General features: G+C 70.8%; 17 protein-coding genes. 3 read left to right on the top strand and 14 right to left on the bottom strand.

Features of this window, described 5'->3' with window-relative positions:
- Positions 1 to 37: 37 nt before the first annotated feature.
- From aspS to Q9G87_RS41615, 5 genes are all read right to left on the bottom strand, one after another.
- Entirely contained in the window at positions 38 to 1,300 is a 1,263-nt protein-coding gene (gene aspS, locus Q9G87_RS41635) for an aspartate--tRNA(Asn) ligase (RefSeq protein ID WP_305922113.1), read from the bottom strand.
- Positions 1,301 to 1,600: 300 nt separating this feature from the next.
- Complete coding sequence (gene der / locus Q9G87_RS41630) at positions 1,601 to 2,992, bottom strand: ribosome biogenesis GTPase Der (RefSeq protein WP_305922112.1); 1,392 nt, start codon at positions 2,990 to 2,992, stop codon at positions 1,601 to 1,603.
- A gap of 39 nt (positions 2,993 to 3,031) precedes the next feature.
- Positions 3,032 to 3,667 carry a (d)CMP kinase gene (gene cmk / locus Q9G87_RS41625; RefSeq protein WP_305922236.1) on the bottom strand — a complete coding sequence of 212 codons (636 nt, stop codon included), beginning with the start codon at positions 3,665 to 3,667 and terminating at the stop codon, positions 3,032 to 3,034.
- A gap of 75 nt (positions 3,668 to 3,742) precedes the next feature.
- Complete coding sequence (locus tag Q9G87_RS41620; protein WP_305922111.1) at positions 3,743 to 5,104, bottom strand: carotenoid oxygenase family protein; 1,362 nt, start codon at positions 5,102 to 5,104, stop codon at positions 3,743 to 3,745.
- Positions 5,101 to 5,742, bottom strand: a complete 642-nt coding sequence (locus Q9G87_RS41615; protein ID WP_305922110.1) for a TetR/AcrR family transcriptional regulator — start codon at positions 5,740 to 5,742, stop codon at positions 5,101 to 5,103. Before Q9G87_RS41615 ends, Q9G87_RS41620 begins: the two co-directional genes overlap by 4 nt.
- A gap of 118 nt (positions 5,743 to 5,860) precedes the next feature.
- Between Q9G87_RS41615 and Q9G87_RS41610 the strand changes: the two genes are divergently transcribed.
- Both Q9G87_RS41610 and Q9G87_RS41605 read left to right on the top strand, forming a co-directional pair.
- Positions 5,861 to 6,709, top strand: coding sequence for a glycosyltransferase family 2 protein (locus Q9G87_RS41610; protein ID WP_305922109.1), 849 nt, complete (start codon positions 5,861 to 5,863; stop codon positions 6,707 to 6,709).
- A gap of 24 nt (positions 6,710 to 6,733) precedes the next feature.
- Positions 6,734 to 6,952: a DUF2795 domain-containing protein gene (locus Q9G87_RS41605; protein WP_305922108.1), complete on the top strand. Its 219-nt coding sequence runs from the start codon at positions 6,734 to 6,736 to the stop codon at positions 6,950 to 6,952.
- A gap of 52 nt (positions 6,953 to 7,004) precedes the next feature.
- Here Q9G87_RS41605 and Q9G87_RS41600 read toward each other — a convergent pair whose 3' ends face one another.
- The 4 genes from Q9G87_RS41600 to Q9G87_RS41585 form a co-directional block, all read right to left on the bottom strand.
- The gene (locus Q9G87_RS41600) at positions 7,005 to 8,153 is read right to left on the bottom strand and encodes an NAD(P)/FAD-dependent oxidoreductase (RefSeq protein ID WP_305922107.1); all 1,149 of its coding nucleotides are present in this window, start codon (positions 8,151 to 8,153) and stop codon (positions 7,005 to 7,007) included.
- 97 nt (positions 8,154 to 8,250) lie between these two features.
- Positions 8,251 to 9,327: a prephenate dehydrogenase gene (locus tag Q9G87_RS41595; RefSeq protein WP_305922106.1), complete on the bottom strand. Its 1,077-nt coding sequence runs from the start codon at positions 9,325 to 9,327 to the stop codon at positions 8,251 to 8,253.
- A 66-nt stretch (positions 9,328 to 9,393) separates the two neighbouring features.
- Positions 9,394 to 9,753 (bottom strand): chorismate mutase, encoded by a 360-nt coding sequence (gene aroH / locus Q9G87_RS41590; protein WP_305922105.1) that lies wholly within the window; start codon positions 9,751 to 9,753, stop codon positions 9,394 to 9,396.
- Positions 9,754 to 9,824: 71 nt separating this feature from the next.
- On the bottom strand, positions 9,825 to 10,676 hold the full coding sequence (locus Q9G87_RS41585) for a pseudouridine synthase (RefSeq protein ID WP_305922104.1): 852 nt from the start codon (positions 10,674 to 10,676) through the stop codon (positions 9,825 to 9,827).
- 306 nt (positions 10,677 to 10,982) lie between these two features.
- Between Q9G87_RS41585 and Q9G87_RS41580 the strand changes: the two genes are divergently transcribed.
- Positions 10,983 to 11,816 carry a hypothetical protein gene (locus tag Q9G87_RS41580; RefSeq protein ID WP_305922103.1) on the top strand — a complete coding sequence of 278 codons (834 nt, stop codon included), beginning with the start codon at positions 10,983 to 10,985 and terminating at the stop codon, positions 11,814 to 11,816.
- Here Q9G87_RS41580 and scpB read toward each other — a convergent pair.
- From scpB to Q9G87_RS41555, 5 genes are all read right to left on the bottom strand, one after another.
- Positions 11,699 to 12,271 carry an SMC-Scp complex subunit ScpB gene (gene scpB, locus Q9G87_RS41575; protein WP_305922235.1) on the bottom strand — a complete coding sequence of 191 codons (573 nt, stop codon included), beginning with the start codon at positions 12,269 to 12,271 and terminating at the stop codon, positions 11,699 to 11,701. The two genes, Q9G87_RS41580 and scpB, sit on opposite strands and share 118 nt — an antisense overlap.
- A gap of 806 nt (positions 12,272 to 13,077) precedes the next feature.
- Positions 13,078 to 13,893: a segregation and condensation protein A gene (locus tag Q9G87_RS41570; protein ID WP_305922102.1), complete on the bottom strand. Its 816-nt coding sequence runs from the start codon at positions 13,891 to 13,893 to the stop codon at positions 13,078 to 13,080.
- Complete coding sequence (locus Q9G87_RS41565) at positions 13,890 to 14,825, bottom strand: ParA family protein (RefSeq protein ID WP_371825908.1); 936 nt, start codon at positions 14,823 to 14,825, stop codon at positions 13,890 to 13,892. The genes Q9G87_RS41570 and Q9G87_RS41565 overlap by 4 nt, the downstream gene beginning before the upstream one ends.
- A 123-nt stretch (positions 14,826 to 14,948) precedes the next feature.
- The gene (locus Q9G87_RS41560) at positions 14,949 to 15,854 is read right to left on the bottom strand and encodes a site-specific tyrosine recombinase XerD (protein ID WP_305922100.1); all 906 of its coding nucleotides are present in this window, start codon (positions 15,852 to 15,854) and stop codon (positions 14,949 to 14,951) included.
- Between the two features lie 15 nt (positions 15,855 to 15,869).
- Complete coding sequence (locus tag Q9G87_RS41555) at positions 15,870 to 16,478, bottom strand: NUDIX domain-containing protein (protein ID WP_305922099.1); 609 nt, start codon at positions 16,476 to 16,478, stop codon at positions 15,870 to 15,872.
- Positions 16,479 to 16,513: the final 35 nt, after the last annotated feature.

Here is a 16,513-nt window from a genome sequence, read left to right as displayed (position 1 = left end):
TGTCGAATTCCGTGTCGAGGCGACACTCGGGTAAGGCCTAGGGCGAGAGCCGGTGCAGGTCACGGGGGAAGGCGGTGGTCTGGCGGATGTTGGTCGCGCCCATCAGCCGCGCCGTCCACCGCTCCAGCCCCAGCGCGAACCCGCCGTGCGGCGGCATCCCGTACCGGAACGCCTGCAGATACCCCTCGTACGGCTCCACCGGCTCCCCGCGCTCGCCCAGCGCCGCCAGGTAGTCCTCGTACCGGTGCAGCCGCTGCCCGCCCGTCACCAGCTCCAGCCCGCGGAACAGCAGGTCGAACCCGTTGGAGTAGCCGGGCCGCGCCGGGTCGGGGTGGGTGTAGAAGGGCCGCTTGGCCATCGGATAGCCGGTCACGAAGAGGAAGTCCGACCCGTGCTCCCGTACCGCCCACTCCGACAGCCACCGTTCTTGCGCCGGCGACAGGTCGGGCTCGTCCGACGAGGTCATCCGCTGGGCCTCGGTGAAGTGGATGGCCGGGATCTCGGCGGGCACGGCAGGCAACGCGATCGCGAGCGACGCGACGGCGGAGGCGGCGCGGCGGCGTACCGACTCCAGCATGCCCGCCACCGTCTCCCGCAGCACCGCCATGACGTCCCGATGGTCGGCGACGAAGCCCAGCTCGGCATCCAGACTCGTGTACTGGGCCAGGTGGCGTACGGTGTCGTGCGGCTCGGCCCGGAAGACCGGCCCGACCTCGTACACCCGCTCGAACACCCCGACCATCGCCTGCTTGTAGAACTGCGGCGACTGCGCGAGGTAGGCGGGCCGCCCGAAGTAGTCGATGCCGAAGACGTTCGCGCCCGACTCGGTGGCCGAGGCCACGATCTTCGGGGTGTGGATCTCGGTGAAGCCGAGCCGATCGAGCGCCTCACGGAACCCGGCCACGCTGGCGGCCGAGATCTCCAGCGGCGCCCGCAGCAGCGGGTGCCGCAGCGCGACCGGCGCGTGGTCCAGGATGGTCGGCAGCGCCGCCGGCACCACCGGCCGGTAGAGGTCGAACGGCGGCGGCGCGCCAGGCTCGGCCAGCACCTCGATGTCCGGCTTGACCAGCTCGACGCCTCCCGGCGCCTGCGAACTCGCGGTCACGATGCCGGTGATCTGGACGACGCTCTCCTCGCCCGGCAGGTCGCCCCCGGCGACCACCTGCGCCAGGCCGGTACGGTCCCTGACGACGAGGAAGGACACGGATTTCAGCTGCCGGCGGCGATGGACCCAGCCGGCGATCGTCACTCGTTGACCCACGTGCTCGGCGAGCTCCGCGGTCATGACACGAGAGATCATTACAGCTCCTTGGAGAAGGATGTGCATGATCCCTTGGAAGTGCGGGGGAGAAGGGTTGCTCCCGGTGCCACCGCACTTTCACCGCCCCGCGGCGAGCGGGGCGGCCTCGACGACCCGATGACGGGGGTCAGACCGGCGGGGCATTTCCTCCCCGCACTCAGGAGTGTCTTCGCCCGCGGGACGCGGGGCCGCCTTCGCAGCTGCCGGCGGCTCTCTGGACCCGCGAAGGCCCGCGGCTACTCGTCTCCTTCGACGTTTGCCGTCGATCTTACGGCCGCGCCGGAGCCACCGGCAAAGCGATTACTTCTCCTTCTTGGCCCGCTTCTCGCGGATCTTCATCGTGACCTCGATCGGCGAGCCGGCGAAGCCGAACTCCTCCCGGATGCGCCGCTCGACGAAGCGCCGATAGGTGTCCTCCAGCCAGCCGGAGGTGAACAACACGAACTTGGGCGGCTCGACCGACGCCTGCGTGGCGAAGAGGATCTTCGGCTGCTTGCCGCCCCGGACCGGCGGCGGCGTCTGCTGCACCAGCTCGGTCAGGAACGCGTTGAGCCGGGCCGTCGGCACCCGCGTGGACCACGAGTCGAGCGCCTTCTCCAGCGCCGGGACCAGCCGGTCCACGTGCCGCCCGGTCAGGGCGGAGATGTTGACCCGCAGCGCCCACGGCGTGCGGACGAGCTGCCGGTCGATCTCCTTCTCCAGGTAGTAGCGGCGATCCTCGTCGACCAGGTCCCACTTGTTGAACGCGACCACCATGGCCCGCCCGGAATCGATGACCAGGCCGATGATGCGCAGGTCCTGCTCGGTGAGCGGCTCGCTGGCGTCGATGAGCACGATCGCCACCTCCGAGCGCTCCAGCGCGGCGCGGGTGCGCATGGCGGCGTAGAAGTCGGCGCCCTGCAGCTCGCGGTCGCGCCGCCGGATGCCGGCCGTATCGACGAAGCGCCAGGTGCGCCCGCCCAGCTCAATCAGCTCGTCCACGGGGTCGCGGGTGGTGCCGGCCATGGGGTCGACGAGCACGCGCTCCTCCCCCGCCAGCTTGTTGAGCAGGGAGGACTTGCCCACGTTGGGCTTGCCGAGCAGCGCCACCCTGGCGGGGCCGCGCTGGGCCTCGAAGGTGACCTGCGGCGTCTCGGGCAGCGCGTCGAGCATCACGTCGAGCAGGTCGCCGCTGGAGCGCCCGTGCAGGGCCGAGACGGGGTACGGCTCGCCGAGTCCGAGCGACCACAGCCCCGCGGCCTCGAGCTCCATCTGCTGGTTGTCGACCTTGTTGGCGGCCAGGATGACCGGCTTGCCCGACTGGCGCAGGATCGAGCCCACGATCTCGTCGGCGTCGGTCGCGCCGACGGTGGCGTCGACCACGAACACGATCACGTCGGCCAGCTCGACCGCGACCTGGGCCTGCTCGGCGATGCGCAGGCTCATGCCGGTGGCGTCGGGGTCCCAGCCGCCGGTGTCGACCACCGTGAAGCGGCGGCCGCGCCAGTTGGCGTCGTAGGTGACGCGGTCGCGGGTGACGCCCGGCACGTCTTCGACGACCGCTTCGCGGCGGCCGATAATGCGGTTGACCAGCGTGGACTTGCCGACGTTCGGCCGTCCTACGATGGCGACGACCGGCAGCGGCGTCGCATCGCCGTGCTCGGTGATCTCAAGCTCGTCGAGCTCGGCCTCGACCCAGTCCCCCGTTGTCACGAATATTCATCCTTACTGTGAGTACCGCACCGACATAGGTCAGGTGCGCTCTTTGACCAGCCTCAACACCTCCGCGATGACCTCTTCCAAGGTGAGCGCGGTGGTGTCGACCTCGACGGCGCCAGCCGCCATCGAGAGTGGGTCCGTCTTACGTGTTGAGTCCAGGGTGTCACGCCTGGCCATGGCCTCCTGCTGTGCCTCCGCCGTGGTGCCGGCCAGCTCGGCGCTGCGCCGCTGGGCGCGCGCCTCCGGGCTGGCCGTCAGGTAGACCTTGACGGGGGCGTCGGGGTAGACGACGCTGCCGATGTCGCGGCCCTCGACCACGATGTCACCGGCGCCGATGATCTCCCGCTGCAGCGCGACCAGGCGCACCCGCACCTCGGGGACGGCGGCGACGGCGGAGACCGCGCCGGTCACCTCGGCCTCCCTGATCGGCCCGGCCACGTCGACGTCGTCGACGTGGATCGCAGGGCCGTCGGGGTCGGTGCCGGAGACGATCCGCGGCTCGCCGCAGCGGGCCGCGATCGCGGCGTGGTCGGCCAGATCGACGCCCTGCTGGAGCATCCACCAGGTCATCGCGCGATACATGGCCCCGGTGTCGAGGTAGCGCAGTCCCAGCGCACGGGCGACCCCGCGCGAGACGCTCGACTTGCCCGACCCCGAAGGGCCGTCCATGGCGATGACCAGACCGGCCACGGTCTCTCCCTCTTCACGTTTTCCGTCCAACTTGACGAGGGTACCGTCTCCAGCTCAGTCGGCGATCCAGCTCCCGTGGAAGCCGAGCGGCACCCGGGCCGGCAGGTGCACGGTGGCGACCGGCTCGCCGGTGAAGTCCTGCGCGGAAAGGATCACCAGGTCGGCCGCTCCCCTGGCCGGGTTGTTGACGTAGGAGAGCACGTAGCCGTCGTCCTCGGCCTGGCCGGAGGCGACGAAGACCGGCTCCCCCACGTACGCGCCGCGCCCGAATTGCCGCTTTTCCTGCGTGCCGTGATCCAGGTCGTGCTTGATGAGCGTGTTGTCGAAGGCCTCGTCGGGCAGGTCTTCCAGCTCGGTGTCCGCCGGGTAGACCACGTCGGTCAGGTCGCGGGTGGCCGCGGTGTAGCCGTAGCGGTAGGCGCGGCCGGTGAGCCGCTCGTCCATGCGCGGGAACTCCTGCGCCCGGTCGTCCAGCCGCGTCTGGACGACCTTGCCCGCGCGCGGGTCGATCCGCCACCGGTCCAGCGTGGGCGTGCCGCCCAGGTCGAGCCGCGCGTCCACGAACCGCTTGGGGTAGCGCACCAGGTCCACGACCACCTCTTCGCCGTCGTCGTAGGCGTTGAGCGTGTGGAACACCCAGCATGGCTCCACCTCGACCCAGCGCACCTCGCCAGTGGTGCGGGACATCAGGCCGACCCTGGCGCCGTGTGCGTCGTTCCACGCGTACGGCAGCGGGACGCCCTTCTCGGCGTGGGCCATGCTGAACGTGACCGGCAGGTCGTAGATCACGACGTATCGCTCGGTGAGGGCGAAGTCGTGCAGCATCGGCGCGTCCGCGATCGGGATGTCCCTGACCTGCGTGACGGCGCCCTTGGCGTCGATCACGATGTGCTGGTGGTGGTCCCAGCCGAAGAAGTAGGCCATGGCGTGCAGCTCGCCGGTGGCCGGGTCGGCGTGGGTGTGGGCGGCGTACCCGCCGGGCAGGCCGCCGTCGAAGTCGCACGCGCCGATGGTGTCGAGCTCATAGCTCAGCTCGTACGGCAGCGCCCCCGCCTCGACGGTCGCGAACGTGCGCCCAGCCAGCCCGATGACGTGCGTGTTGGCCGCGAAGTCCATGCCTTCGTGCGTGGGACCCGGCCGGGGCTCCTCGCCGAGCCGCCGGGCGACGGCGGCGTTGCGGACCCAGCGGTTGCGGTACCACTCGGCGCGGCCGTCGCGCAGCCGCACGCCGTGCACCATGCCCTCGCCGATGAACAGATGGCTCGCGCTCGGGTCGTCGAGGCTGAGCGGGTTGGGGCCGTTACGCAGGTAACGGCCGTTGAGCTCGTCCGGGATGCACCCGGTGACCTCCAGGTCGAAGGCCGTGATCTCCTCGGTCACGGGCGTGAAGCCGCCCCTGAACGGTGTGGTGGTCATGGTGTGGTCCTCTCGTCGGGAGGAAGGTCGGAAGGAAGCAGGAAGGGCGAGAGCACCGAGGAACACAGCGCCCGGTAGCGCCGCGTCGCCTCAGGCTCGTGGAAGAAGCCGGAGATCTCCAGGCTCACCGCGCCGTGGACCGCCATCCACAGCAGGTCGGCGATCTCCTCGGCGGTGCCGCCGCGCAGCAGTCCCGGCTCCAGGCAGTCCTGGACGCGGCGGACGAGCAGCTCGAACGTGCGCTTGGCCGTCGCCACGGCCTCGGGCCCCGGCTGCAGCCCGGGAAGAGCGCCCTGGAACATGACCCTGTAGTAGTCAGGCTCGGCCAGCGCGTAGTCCCGGTAGGCCTCGAGCCCGGCATGCAGGCAGGCCAGCGGGTCATCCAGGGCGGACACGGCGAGCAGCCGCCGCTCGAACCTGGCGAACCCCTCCAGCCACAACGTCTCGCCGAGGCCGTCCTTACCGCCGAACAGCGTGTAGATCACCTTCGTGGAGCAGCCGACCTCGCCGGCGATGCGCCGCACGGTCAGCGCCGCCGGGCCCTCGGTGACAAGCAGGCGCGTGGCGGCGTCGAGGATGGCTGCCCGGACGACGTCCTGCCCTTCCTGCTGCGCCTGCTGGTATGCAGTGCTCGTCATAGTCGGTAACACCGTTTCTGCTCGGTAACGCTGTTACCGATCTTTATATGCCTGCTCCGCCCACGTGTCAACCGCCCCGCCGAGGAGTAAGCGCGTTCTTCCCGGTAAGTGACCTCGTGTGGCAGATGGAGCGCGGGTCACGGTCGTGGTGGCCAGCAAGGACAGGTTGCGGTCGCTGGCCCGCTCACTTCCCTTGCACCCGCGCCCGGTGATCCTCATCGACAACGGCTCGACCGACGGGACGGCGGCGTTCGTTCGCAAGCACTTCCCCGACGTCCACCTCGTCGAGGCGGGCACGAACCTGGGGGCGCCCGCGCGCAACGTCGGCGTGCGGCTGGCCGAGACCCCGTACGTGGCCTTCGCCGACGACGACTCCTGGTGGGCGCCCGGCGCGCTGGAGCGGGCCGCCGACGTGCTGGACGCTCATCCGCGGCTGGCCATGCTGGGGGCGCGCGTGCTGGTGGGGCCGCAGGAGCGGCTGGATCCTGTATCGGAGCTGATGGGACGCTCGCCGCTCGGCATGGAGCCCGACCTGCCGGGGCCGAGCGTGCTGGGGTTCCTGGCGTGCGGGGCGGTGGTGCGCGGGGAGGCGTTCCTCGACGCGGGTGGGTTCGATGACGTGATCTTCTTCTTCGGCGAGGAGGAGCGGCTGGCCGTGGACCTGGCGGCGCGGGGGTGGGGGCTGGCGTACGTGGACGACGTCGTGGCGCACCATCACCCGTCGCCCGCTCGGGATCGGCGCGGGAGGCAGGCGCTGGCCGCGCGCAACGCCGTGCTGACCGCCGTCCTGCGGCGGCCGTGGCGCGTGGTGGCCCGGCGTTCGTTCGACGCGCTGCGCGCCGGCCCCGCCGGCTGGGAGGGGCTGCGTACGGCAGTGCGGCGCTTCCCCCGCGCGCTGGCCGCGCGACGCGAACTCCCCGTCGCGGTGGAACGAGCCCGCCGCAGGCTGGAACGGGATGACGGGTGATCAGCGGGCCCGTCGTTACGTCTCATGAATGACGGGCAGCCGGCACCCATGAGTAGTGCACCGAATCCGATCGACCTGCAGAAACACCTGAGCGGCATGGGCTATCCCGCCAGCAAGGCCGATCTGGTCAAGGCCGCCCGCGACCACGGCGCGGGCGACGACATCGTCAAGGCCCTGGAGAATATGCCAGACCGCCAGTACGACGGCCCGAACGCCGTCAGTCAGGCGGTGACCAAGAAGTGACGTGGGGGCGCGGCGGGCGAGATCACCGGCTCGTCCGCCGCGCTTTGTCCGATCATGCGAGCCCGGCCGTCAGCGCGAACATCCAGACGGGCGCCAGACCACGCTTGAGCAGCTTGAACGTCGGGATCGGGCTGCTGGACACCGTTTCCTTGTAGACGACCGCCGCCCGCCCGGTCAGGAACCACCGGCGCGGGCTGTCGTCCGGCCGGGTGAACTGGATGACTCCGTCCTTACGCCCGAGGCTGACGGGCTGATGGATGTACCCGAACCTGAACGGCTTGGGCGTCTTGCCGCGCAGCGTGGCGGCCAGGGAGTCGGCCGCGTGCAGCCCGGTCGGGATGCCGCCCTGGCAGGTGCCGTGCATCACCCCGAAAGGCTGGGTGACGGCGGCGGCGTCGCCGACGGCGTAGACGTCCGGGTGGGACACCGAGCGGAGCGCGGAGTCCACGACGATCCTGCCGCGCTTGTCGACGGTGAGCCCGGACTCCGCGGCCACCGGCAGCCCGCTGGTCCCGGTGGTCCAGAGCGTGGCGTCGGAGTGGATCAACTCGCCGCCGGCCAGCTCGACCGCGTCGGGCAGGACCTTGGCGACGTCGACGCCGGCGCGTACCTCGACGCCGAGCCGTTCCAGCGCCGCGTCCAGGTAGGCGCGGGCCTTCTCGCCCATCATGGCGCCCGGTCGGCCCCGCGTGACCAGGACGACGTGCAGATCCGGATGCGCCTCGGCCAGCTCGGTGGCCGACTCGATGCCGGTGAGCCCGCCGCCGGCCACGACCGCCGTTCCGCCATCGAGTGCCGCGAGGCGCTCGGCGAACTGCTTGGTGCCCGCGTAGTCGTCGTAGACGTGGGCGTGCTCGGCCACGCCGGGCACCGAGGCGTCGGTGACGGTGCCGAGCGCGTAGATCAGCTTGTCGTAGCCGAGCACGCGCCCGTCGTCGAGCCGTGCCTCGCGCCGTCCGACGTCGAGCCCCGCCACCCGGCCCTGCACGAACCGGATGCCGGTGCCCGCGAGCAGGTCTTTCAGTGAATGGTCCGCCAGCTTCTCACCGGCCGCCGTCTGATGCAGCCGGAGCCGTTCGGTGAACCGCGCCGAGGCGTTCACCAGCGTGACCGTGCCGCCGATGCGGCGGGTCCTGACGGCGACCCGGATGGCCGCCGCGATGCCGGTGTAACCGCCGCCCAGAACAAGAATGTCAGTCATCTTCCTTACCTCCTCGATTCAAACCAGGGACGTATCGAGGAGACTCGGATGTGACATCGCGGCTCGCCTTGCGGAACCTGCCTAGGGGACGACCTGCCTAGGGGACGTGCCAGCCGCGTTCGCGCAGGGCGTCGGTGAGCGGTATGGCGGCGCCGGGCTGCACGGACAGCTCAGCGACGCCCAGGGGCAGCCCGGGCGCGTGTTCCAGGCGCACGTCCTCGACGTTGACCCCCACCTCGTCGCACACCTGGAACAGCCGGGCGAGCTGGCCGGGCCGGTCGCCGATGACGACCTGGACGACGGCGTAGGCGGAGGCCGGGCCACCGTGCTTGCCCGGAATGCGGTCGTGCCCGGCGACGCCGCGCTTGAGCAGCTGGGTCAGCTCACCGGTGGCGGTGCCGTCACCCTCGGCCAGGGCACGCAGCGCACTCGCGGCCTCGGCCAGGTCGTGCGCGACGGCCTCGAGCACCTCGGCGACGGGAGTGGCGTTGCCGGACAGGATGCCGATCCACAACCCTGGATCGCTGCCGGCGATCCTGGTGACGTCGCGTACGCCCTGCCCGGCCAGGCCGAGCGCGACATCCGTGGCGTCGGCCAGCCGCGCGGCCACGGCGGAGGAGGCCACGTGCGGCGCGTGGGAGACGACGGCGACCGCGCGGTCGTGGTCGTCGGCGTTGACCTCGACCGGGTTGGCCCCGCACAGCTCGATCAGCCGCAGCACGGCCGCCTTCGCGTCGGCGCCGGCCTTCTCCGTGGGGCACAGCGCCCACGGACGGCCCAGGAACAGATCGTCCCGCGCGGCGCCGGGACCGGACTTCTCGCGGCCGGCCAGTGGGTGGGAGGCGACGTAGGTCGCCAGGTCGCAGCCCAGCTGCGTGGCCCGGTCGATGGGCTCGACCTTCACACTGGCGACGTCGGTGTAGAACCTGGCCACGCCGTGCTGCTGCAGCTCCAGCAACTCGCTCGCCACGTGGGCCGGGGGCACGGCGATGACCGCCAGATCCACCGTCTCGTGGCCGTCCCATTCCTCACCCGCGCCGAGCTCCCGTGCCAGCCGTACGGCTCCCTGGTCGCGGTCGGCGATCAGGACGCGTACGCCGCGCTTGCGCAGCGCCAGCGCCGCGGAGGTGCCGATCAGACCGGTGCCCACGACGAGCACGGTACGAAGTTCCATCTCGGTGTCCTGATATGTCGGGCCGTTGGGGTGAGGTGAGTGTCTCTGGTGGTGCTTGCCGGCGGCTTACTGTGCGATGTCCTGCCGGAGCGCCACGGCGCCGCGCAGGTAGACATGCTGGATCTCGGCCCGGGGGCGGTCGGTCTCGACGTGCGCCATCAGACGTACCACGCGAGGCAGCGCGCCCGGCACGTCGATCTCGGTGCAGCAGATCAGCGGCACGTCGTGGAAGCCCAGCTTCCGCGCCGCCAGTGCGGGGAACTCGGCCGTCAGGTCGGGCGTCGCCGTGAACAGCACGCTGATCACATCGTCGGTGGTCAGCTCATTGCGCTCCATGATCGCGCTGACCAGCTCGGTCGTGCCCTCGACGATCGAGTCACGATCGTTGGCGTCCACCTGAATCGCCCCGCGGATCGCCCGCACCATCTGGTTTGTCCCCTTCTCTGAGCGAGAGAGCCCGTGCGGAGGTTCGCACGGGCTCCTGCGTTCCGGTCAGATTACAGCTTCACGGCCGCGTACAGTTCGCCGACCTCTTTCAAGCTCAGCGCGCGTACGGTCCCAGGCTTGGTACGGCCCAGCTTCACCGGCCCGAACTCGATCCTTGCCAGGTCGATCACGCGGTGCCCGGCCTCCTCCAGCATGCGCCTGACGACGTGATTGCGCCCTTCGTGCAGCACGACCTCGACCAGCGCCTGCTGGCCGTGCTCCTGCACGATGCTGAAGTCGTCGGCCTTCGCGATGCCGTCCTCCAGCTCGATGCCCTGCCTGAGCCGGCGCCCCAGGTCCCTGGGGATCGGCCCGGGCACCTTGGCCCAGTATTTCTTCTGCACGCCGTAGCTGGGGTGCGTCAACCGGTTGGCCAGCTCGCCGTCGTTGGTGAGCAGCAGCAGACCCTCGGTCTCGGTGTCCAGCCTGCCCACGTGGAACAACCGCGGGGCCAGCTCCTGCACGAAGTCCGCCAGGCACGGGCGGCCCTGCGGGTCGTCCATGGTGGACACGACGCCGATGGGCTTGTTCATGGCGTAGTAGACCAGGTCGGGGGCGGTGGGGATGCGCTTGCCGTCCACGTGGATGACCTGGGTCGCGGGGTCGACCTTGGCGCCGAAGCGCCGTACGACCTGGCCGTTCACGGTGACGCGGCCCTCGCCGATCATCTCCTCGCAGGCCCTGCGGCTGGCCACGCCGGCCTGCGCGAGCACCTTCTGCAGCCGTACGCCGTCCGGCACCTCGGTGGTGTCGCGCTCGTCGGTGTAGCCCTCGGGGTAGAAGTTTCGGTCCCGGATGGGCTGGCGGGCCGCCTTGATCCGGTCCCGCTGCGGGCTGCCGTAGCTCTTGCCCACGGTCTGCACGTCGTCGCGCCTGGGGGCGCGGCCGGTACGGGCATCGCGGGGGGCGTCGCCGTCCCGCCTGCCGTAACGGGCGCGGCTCGAGGACGCGCCCCGGGGGGCGAGATCCTCTCGTCCGCCGCGCGACGGACGCTCGGTCTCCCTGCGCCCGCTCCGGTCGGCCCGGAACGCGCCCCGGTCGGCGCCACGCTCGTCACGCCGGCCGGCACCATAGCCGCCACGGTCATCACGACGGCCGGCACCGTAGCCACCACGGTCATCACGACGCTGGGCGCCATAGCCACCACGCTCGTCACGACGCTCGGCAGCATGGGCACCGCGGTCATCACGGCGCTCGGCGCCATAGCCGCCACGGTCATCGCGACGCTGGGCGCCATAGCCGCCACGCTCGTCACGACGCTGGGCACCGGCGCCATAGCCGCCACCACGCTCGTCGCGACGCTGGGCGCCATAGCCACCACGGTCATCACGACGCTGGGCACCGGCGCCATAGCCGCCACCACGCTCGTCGCGACGCTGGGCACCGTAGCCACCACGGTCATCACGACGGCCGGCACCATAGCCGCCACGCTCGTCACGACGCTGGGCACCGGCGCCATAGCCGCCGCCACGCTCGTCACGACGCTGGGCACCAGCGCCATAGCCGCCACCACGCTCGTCACGGCGATCGGAACGGTTACCATCCCGGTCGCCGCGGGAACGCTCGTCGCGGTCTCCGCGCGCAGGCCGGTCGCCTCGATCTCCGCGGGACCAAGAGTCGCGGTCACCACGCGAGCCGTAACGATCCTCGCGAGCGTCAGGTCCGTTTCGGTCGTCACGTGGGGATCGGTCCTCACGCTCGCCGGAGGTGCCGTACCGGGCGCGGGTCCCGGAGCGGTCGGCGCGGAGGGAGTCACGGGAACCGCTCTGGACGTCATCACGGTCGGAGCGGAAGGCGGGACGTCCGCCGCGGCCGGCACTACGGCCCGAGCCGCCGGTACGTCCACGACCGCGTCCATCACCGGACGGGGTGCTTCGCCTGTTGATCACTTTGTTGTCTCCTCGAGATTTTCCACGTCGTCGGGGAGGAGAGGGGCGAGCTCGGGGAGCTCGCTGAGATCCCGCAGTCCCAGACGTTCAAGGAAGTATGAGCTTGTCCGGTAGAGCACTGCCTGGCTCTCCGGGTCGGTGCCGGCCTCTTCGACCAGCCCCCTGGCGACGAGCGTCCGCATGACGCCGTCGCTGTTGACGCCGCGCACGGCGGCGACGCGGGCACGGCTCACCGGTTGCCGGTAGGCCACGACCGCGAGTGTTTCGAGCGCGGCCTGGGTCAGCCGCGTTTGCTGGCCGTCGCGTACGAACCGCTCGACCAGCGGCGCGCAGTCGGCCCGCGTGTAGAACCGCCAGCCGCCCGCCACTTCTCTCAGGTCAAAACCCCGTCCGGCAGCGGTATATTCCGCCGCCAACCCCCGCAAGGCCGCGGCCACCTCATGGGTGGGCCGCTCCAGCACCTGCGCCAGGGTCACCTCAGCGACAGGCTCGTCAACGACAACCAGGATAGCCTCCAACGCCGCCTGCAGCGTCGGGCCCCCAGCGCTACCGTCCTCCGCCTCGGTTATGTCGTCCTCCGGCGCTCCGGTTACGTCATCCTCTGGCGTCCCGCCCGCATCGAAGCCGGCATCCCCCGCCGCACGCGTCGCGCCGAACTCCACCGCACCACGCCCCGCCGACCCGGCGCCGGAGAACCCGGGCCCAGCGGCCACAGCCGATGGGCCGGCCTCCGCCTCAGCGGCCGAAGAGCCGTCCCCCGGCTCGGCGATCTTGCCGGCATCCACGTCCTCCGCCGCACGCGTCGCGCCGAAGTCCACAGCACCACGCCCCGCCGACCCGGCGCCGCTAAACGCCGCCTCCGGGGACGTAAGCGCAGGGCCGGCAGCCGCCTCGGGGGCCGGAGCGTCCGACGTCTCCACCACCGGCGGCGGGTCGGCCGGCGCACCAGCGTCCGGCACGATGCCCGAACCCGGCACCGCCCCCGACGCCGCAGCCATGTCCGCTAGCGCGGCATCGGCCGGCGCAACCCGCACGTCCGCCGACGCCGCGTCGGGCTCCGCAACCGGTGCGTCGGCCAGCGCCGCATCGGGCTCCGCAACCGGCACGTCCGCCGGCGCCGCAATCGGCACATCCGCCAGCCGCGCATCGGCGTTCGCAAAAGGCACATCCGCCAGCGCCGCATCGGCCGGCGCAATCGGCACATCCGCCGGCGCCGCATCGGGCGCCGCAGCGGGCGTGTCCTCGGACGTGGTGTCCTCCGCCGCCGGCGGCGGCGACTGGGCGAGGGAGCCGGGCAAGCTCATCCAGGCGGGGAGCGGGGGTCCGGAGTCCGGGGACCGGCGGGGGGTGGGCAGCGGGTTGGGGTTGTCAGTCATTACGTTGGCTTCTCCGCGGATTCTTCGTAGTCGTCCCCCACCGCGACGTCCCCGTCGTCGGAGCCCGTCCAGGTCACGTGCAGGTCCCCGAGCGGCTCGACCTGCTCGAACGTGACCGCCGACTCCCGGAACAGCTCCAGAACCGCCAGGAACCGCGCGATGACCTCGTAGGTGCCCTCGCAGTCGGACACCAGCGCACGGAAGGTGGTCCGCCGCAGCCGGCGCAGGTGCATGACCAGGAGCGCGGCCTGCTCCTTGACGCTCGCCAGGGGCTGGTAAATGTGCCCGACACTCACGGTGGGCGGCAGCTTGGGGGTAAAGGCGCGCGCTGCGATCTTGGCGAGTTGCTCGGGCCCGATGCCCAGCACCAGCTCGGGCAGCAGGTTGGCGAACTGCGGCTCCATCGGCACGGTGCGTGGGAAACGCAGCGCCTCCTCCGCCATCCGCCCCGCGAAGATCTTCGCCACCTCTTTGTACGCCTTGTACTGCAGCAACCGGGCGAACAGCAGGTCCCTGGCCTCCAGCAGCGCCAGGTCCTCCTCGTCCTCCACCTCGCCGGAGGGCAGCAGCCGGGCCGCCTTCAGATCCAGCAGCGTGGCCGCCACCAGTAGGAAGTGGCTGGTCTGGTCGAGGTCCCACTCGGGCCCGCGCGAACGGATGTACGCGATGAACTCGTCGGTGACCTTGGAGAGTGAGACCTCGGTGATGTCCAGCTTGTGCTTGGCGATGAGGCCGAGGAGCAGATCGAAAGGTCCCTCGAAGACGTCCAGGTGGACCTGGAAACCCCGAGGTTCGCTCTGCTCAGCGGTGGTCACCTGGACATTGTCGCAGGCTCCGGCCAGCGTGACAGCACCTCACGGGCCAGCTCACGGTAAGCGTTGGCGCCGAGGGACGACGGGTCGAACGTGGTGATCGGCTCGCCGGCCACGGTCGCGTCGGGGAACCGCACCGTACGGTTGATCACGGTGTGGAACACCTTGTCGCCGAACGCCTCCACCGTGCGGGCGAGCACCTCGCGCCCGTGCAGGGTGCGGGCGTCGTACATGGTGGCGAGCAGGCCCTCGATCTCGAGGTCCTCGTTGAGGCGCTCCTGGACCTTGGAAATGGTGTCCATGAGCAGCGCCACGCCGCGCAGCGCGAAGAACTCGCACTCCAGCGGCACCATGACGCCGTGGGCGCAGGTCAGCGCGTTGATCGTGAGCAGGCCCAGAGACGGCTGGCAGTCGATGAGGCACACGTCGTAGTGCGGCAGCAGCGGCTTGATCACGCGGCCGAGCACCTGCTCGCGGGCCACCTCGGTGACGAGCTGCACTTCGGCGGCGGACAGGTCGATGTTGCTCGGCAGCAGGTCGAGCCCCTCGACACCGGTCCCGAGCAGCACGTCCTCAGCGGTGACGTTGCGCTCCATGAGCAGGTTGTAGACGGTCAGGTCGAGCTGGAGCGGGTTGATGCCCAGCCCGACGGAGAGCGCGCCCTGCGGGTCGAAGTCGACCAGCAGCACCTTGAGGCCGTATTCGACCAGCGCGGCGCCCAGATTGATGGTGGTCGTGGTCTTGCCGACCCCACCCTTCTGATTGACCATCGCGACCACGCGCGCGGGGCCGTGCACGGCAGGGGGCACCGGTTCTGGGAACACCGGTCTGGGCCGCTGCGTGGGCCCGAGATTGACGCCATTGGAAGGCGCGTTGCTTTTCGTGCCGCCCCAGGGGTTGTCGGGGGTCCCCGGGGTTGAACCCTTGGTCGTCACAGTCACCAGCTCGAACCTCCCTGACGATCCCGAACCGGACCGTCCGGACGGACACTATGGCGTCACCACTTAACGCGGCAAGGCGGCACGCCGAGGGCGCCGCACGTCGCAAAAGACTATAGATCACTGACGGGCGCGAGGATGCGCGGCGGCATAGACCTCGCGGAGCCTATCGACCGTGACCAGGGTGTAGACCTGCGTGGTCGTCACCGAGGCGTGGCCGAGCAGCTCCTGCACCACCCTAACGTCAGCCCCGCCGTCCAACAGATGAGTTGCGAAGGAATGCCGGAGAACGTGGGGACTTATCCCGTCGAGTCCGGCGCGTTCGGCGGCTGTCTGGAGCACCTCCCAGGCTCCCTGCCTGGTCAGACGCCCGCCCCGGGCGTTCAGGAAGACGGCGGGGGTGCCCCGTCCGTGGGCGAGCAGTCCGGGCCGGGCACGCACCACGTACGCGTCCAGGGCGGAGTGGGCATAACGCCCCAAAGGCACGACACGTGTACGGCCACCCTTGCCGCGCAGGCGTACCTGGTCGTCTTCGAGGTCGTCCACGGCCAGCCCGACGGCTTCGGAGATGCGGGCGCCGGTGCCGTACAGGACTTCGAGCAGGGCGCGGTTGCGCAGCGTCAGGGGTGCTCCGTCGGGGCCGGAGGCGGCGATGAGCCGTTCGACCTCGTCCACGGCGATGGCCTTGGGGAGCCTGCGGAGCTGGCGCGGCGGGCGCACCTGGTGGGCGGGGTCGTGGGCGGTGACGCCTTCACGGAGGGCGAAACGGTGCAGCCCGCGCACGGCGGACACGGCGCGGGCGGCCGAGCTGGCGACCAGCGCCGGGTGCTCGCCGTCGCCCTCGCGCAACGCGGCGAGGAAGGCCTGGACATCGGCCTCCCCCACCTCGTCGAGCTCGGCGCGGCCACGCGCCTGCAGGTGCTCGAAGTAGCGGCGCAGGTCACGGCGGTAGGACGCGAGCGTGTTGGCGGCCAGGCCCCGCTCCACCGCCAGATGGGCGAGGTAGCTGGAGAGCACTGCCTCCACGAACCGGTCCTTCCGTCACGCCTCCGGGGCGTCGGCGGGACGCAAGCAATCGAATCCCTCAACCGAAGCCGCATATGCGGCGAGGATACCGGCCACGGCCGGGGAATTGTGGATCATTCCCATGAGCGCCTTCTCCACCGCGTCGGCCAGGGGGATCCATTCGACCGGCATGTCGATTTCCTCGTGCCGGTGGACGAAGCCGTTCTCCTCGTCGGGGATCTTGGACAGGTCACGGGCGAGGAAGACCCGGATGCGCTCGTCGCTCATGCCGGGCGAGGTGCGCAGGTCGATGAGCGTCTGCCAGGTCCCGGCCCGGTATCCGGCCTCCTCGGCGAGCTCCCGAGCCGCCCCTTCGACCAGTGCTTCCCCTTCCACGTCCCGGATCCCGGCCGGCAGCTCCCACATCAGCTGCCGGGTGGGATGCCGATACTGCCTGATCATGAGCACGCGGCCGCGGTCGTCGAGGGCCAGCACGGCGACCGCGCCGGGATGCACCACGTAGTCGCGGTCGGCGACCTCGTCGCGGGGCATCTTGACGGTGTCGGTGACCACGCGGATGACGCGGCCCTCGAACCGTTCCTTCGTCTCGACGACCTCCCATGCCTCAGGCATGTCTGCACTCATGGTCGCGCTCCCTCGGGGGCTCCGCTGGTCACGCA

The sequence above is a fragment of the Nonomuraea turcica genome (assembly GCF_030718205.1).
Taxonomy (GTDB): Bacteria; Actinomycetota; Actinomycetes; order Streptosporangiales; family Streptosporangiaceae; genus Nonomuraea.
This window is presented reverse-complemented; position numbering and strand designations above follow the sequence as displayed.

Coding starts and splice junctions, on each gene's coding strand:
- aspS (WP_305922113.1), bottom strand. CDS start 1,300: ATGATCTCTCGTGTCATGACCGCGGAGCTCGCCGAGCACGTGGGTCAA.
- Q9G87_RS41600 (WP_305922107.1), bottom strand. CDS start 8,153: ATGACTGACATTCTTGTTCTGGGCGGCGGTTACACCGGCATCGCGGCG.
- cmk (WP_305922236.1), bottom strand. CDS start 3,667: ATGGACGGCCCTTCGGGGTCGGGCAAGTCGAGCGTCTCGCGCGGGGTC.
- aroH (WP_305922105.1), bottom strand. CDS start 9,753: ATGGTGCGGGCGATCCGCGGGGCGATTCAGGTGGACGCCAACGATCGT.
- Q9G87_RS41605 (WP_305922108.1), top strand. CDS start 6,734: ATGAATGACGGGCAGCCGGCACCCATGAGTAGTGCACCGAATCCGATC.
- Q9G87_RS41615 (WP_305922110.1), bottom strand. CDS start 5,742: ATGACGAGCACTGCATACCAGCAGGCGCAGCAGGAAGGGCAGGACGTC.
- Q9G87_RS41620 (WP_305922111.1), bottom strand. CDS start 5,104: ATGACCACCACACCGTTCAGGGGCGGCTTCACGCCCGTGACCGAGGAG.
- Q9G87_RS41555 (WP_305922099.1), bottom strand. CDS start 16,478: ATGAGTGCAGACATGCCTGAGGCATGGGAGGTCGTCGAGACGAAGGAA.
- Q9G87_RS41580 (WP_305922103.1), top strand. CDS start 10,983: ATGGGCACCGCGGTCATCACGGCGCTCGGCGCCATAGCCGCCACGGTC.
- Q9G87_RS41595 (WP_305922106.1), bottom strand. CDS start 9,327: ATGGAACTTCGTACCGTGCTCGTCGTGGGCACCGGTCTGATCGGCACC.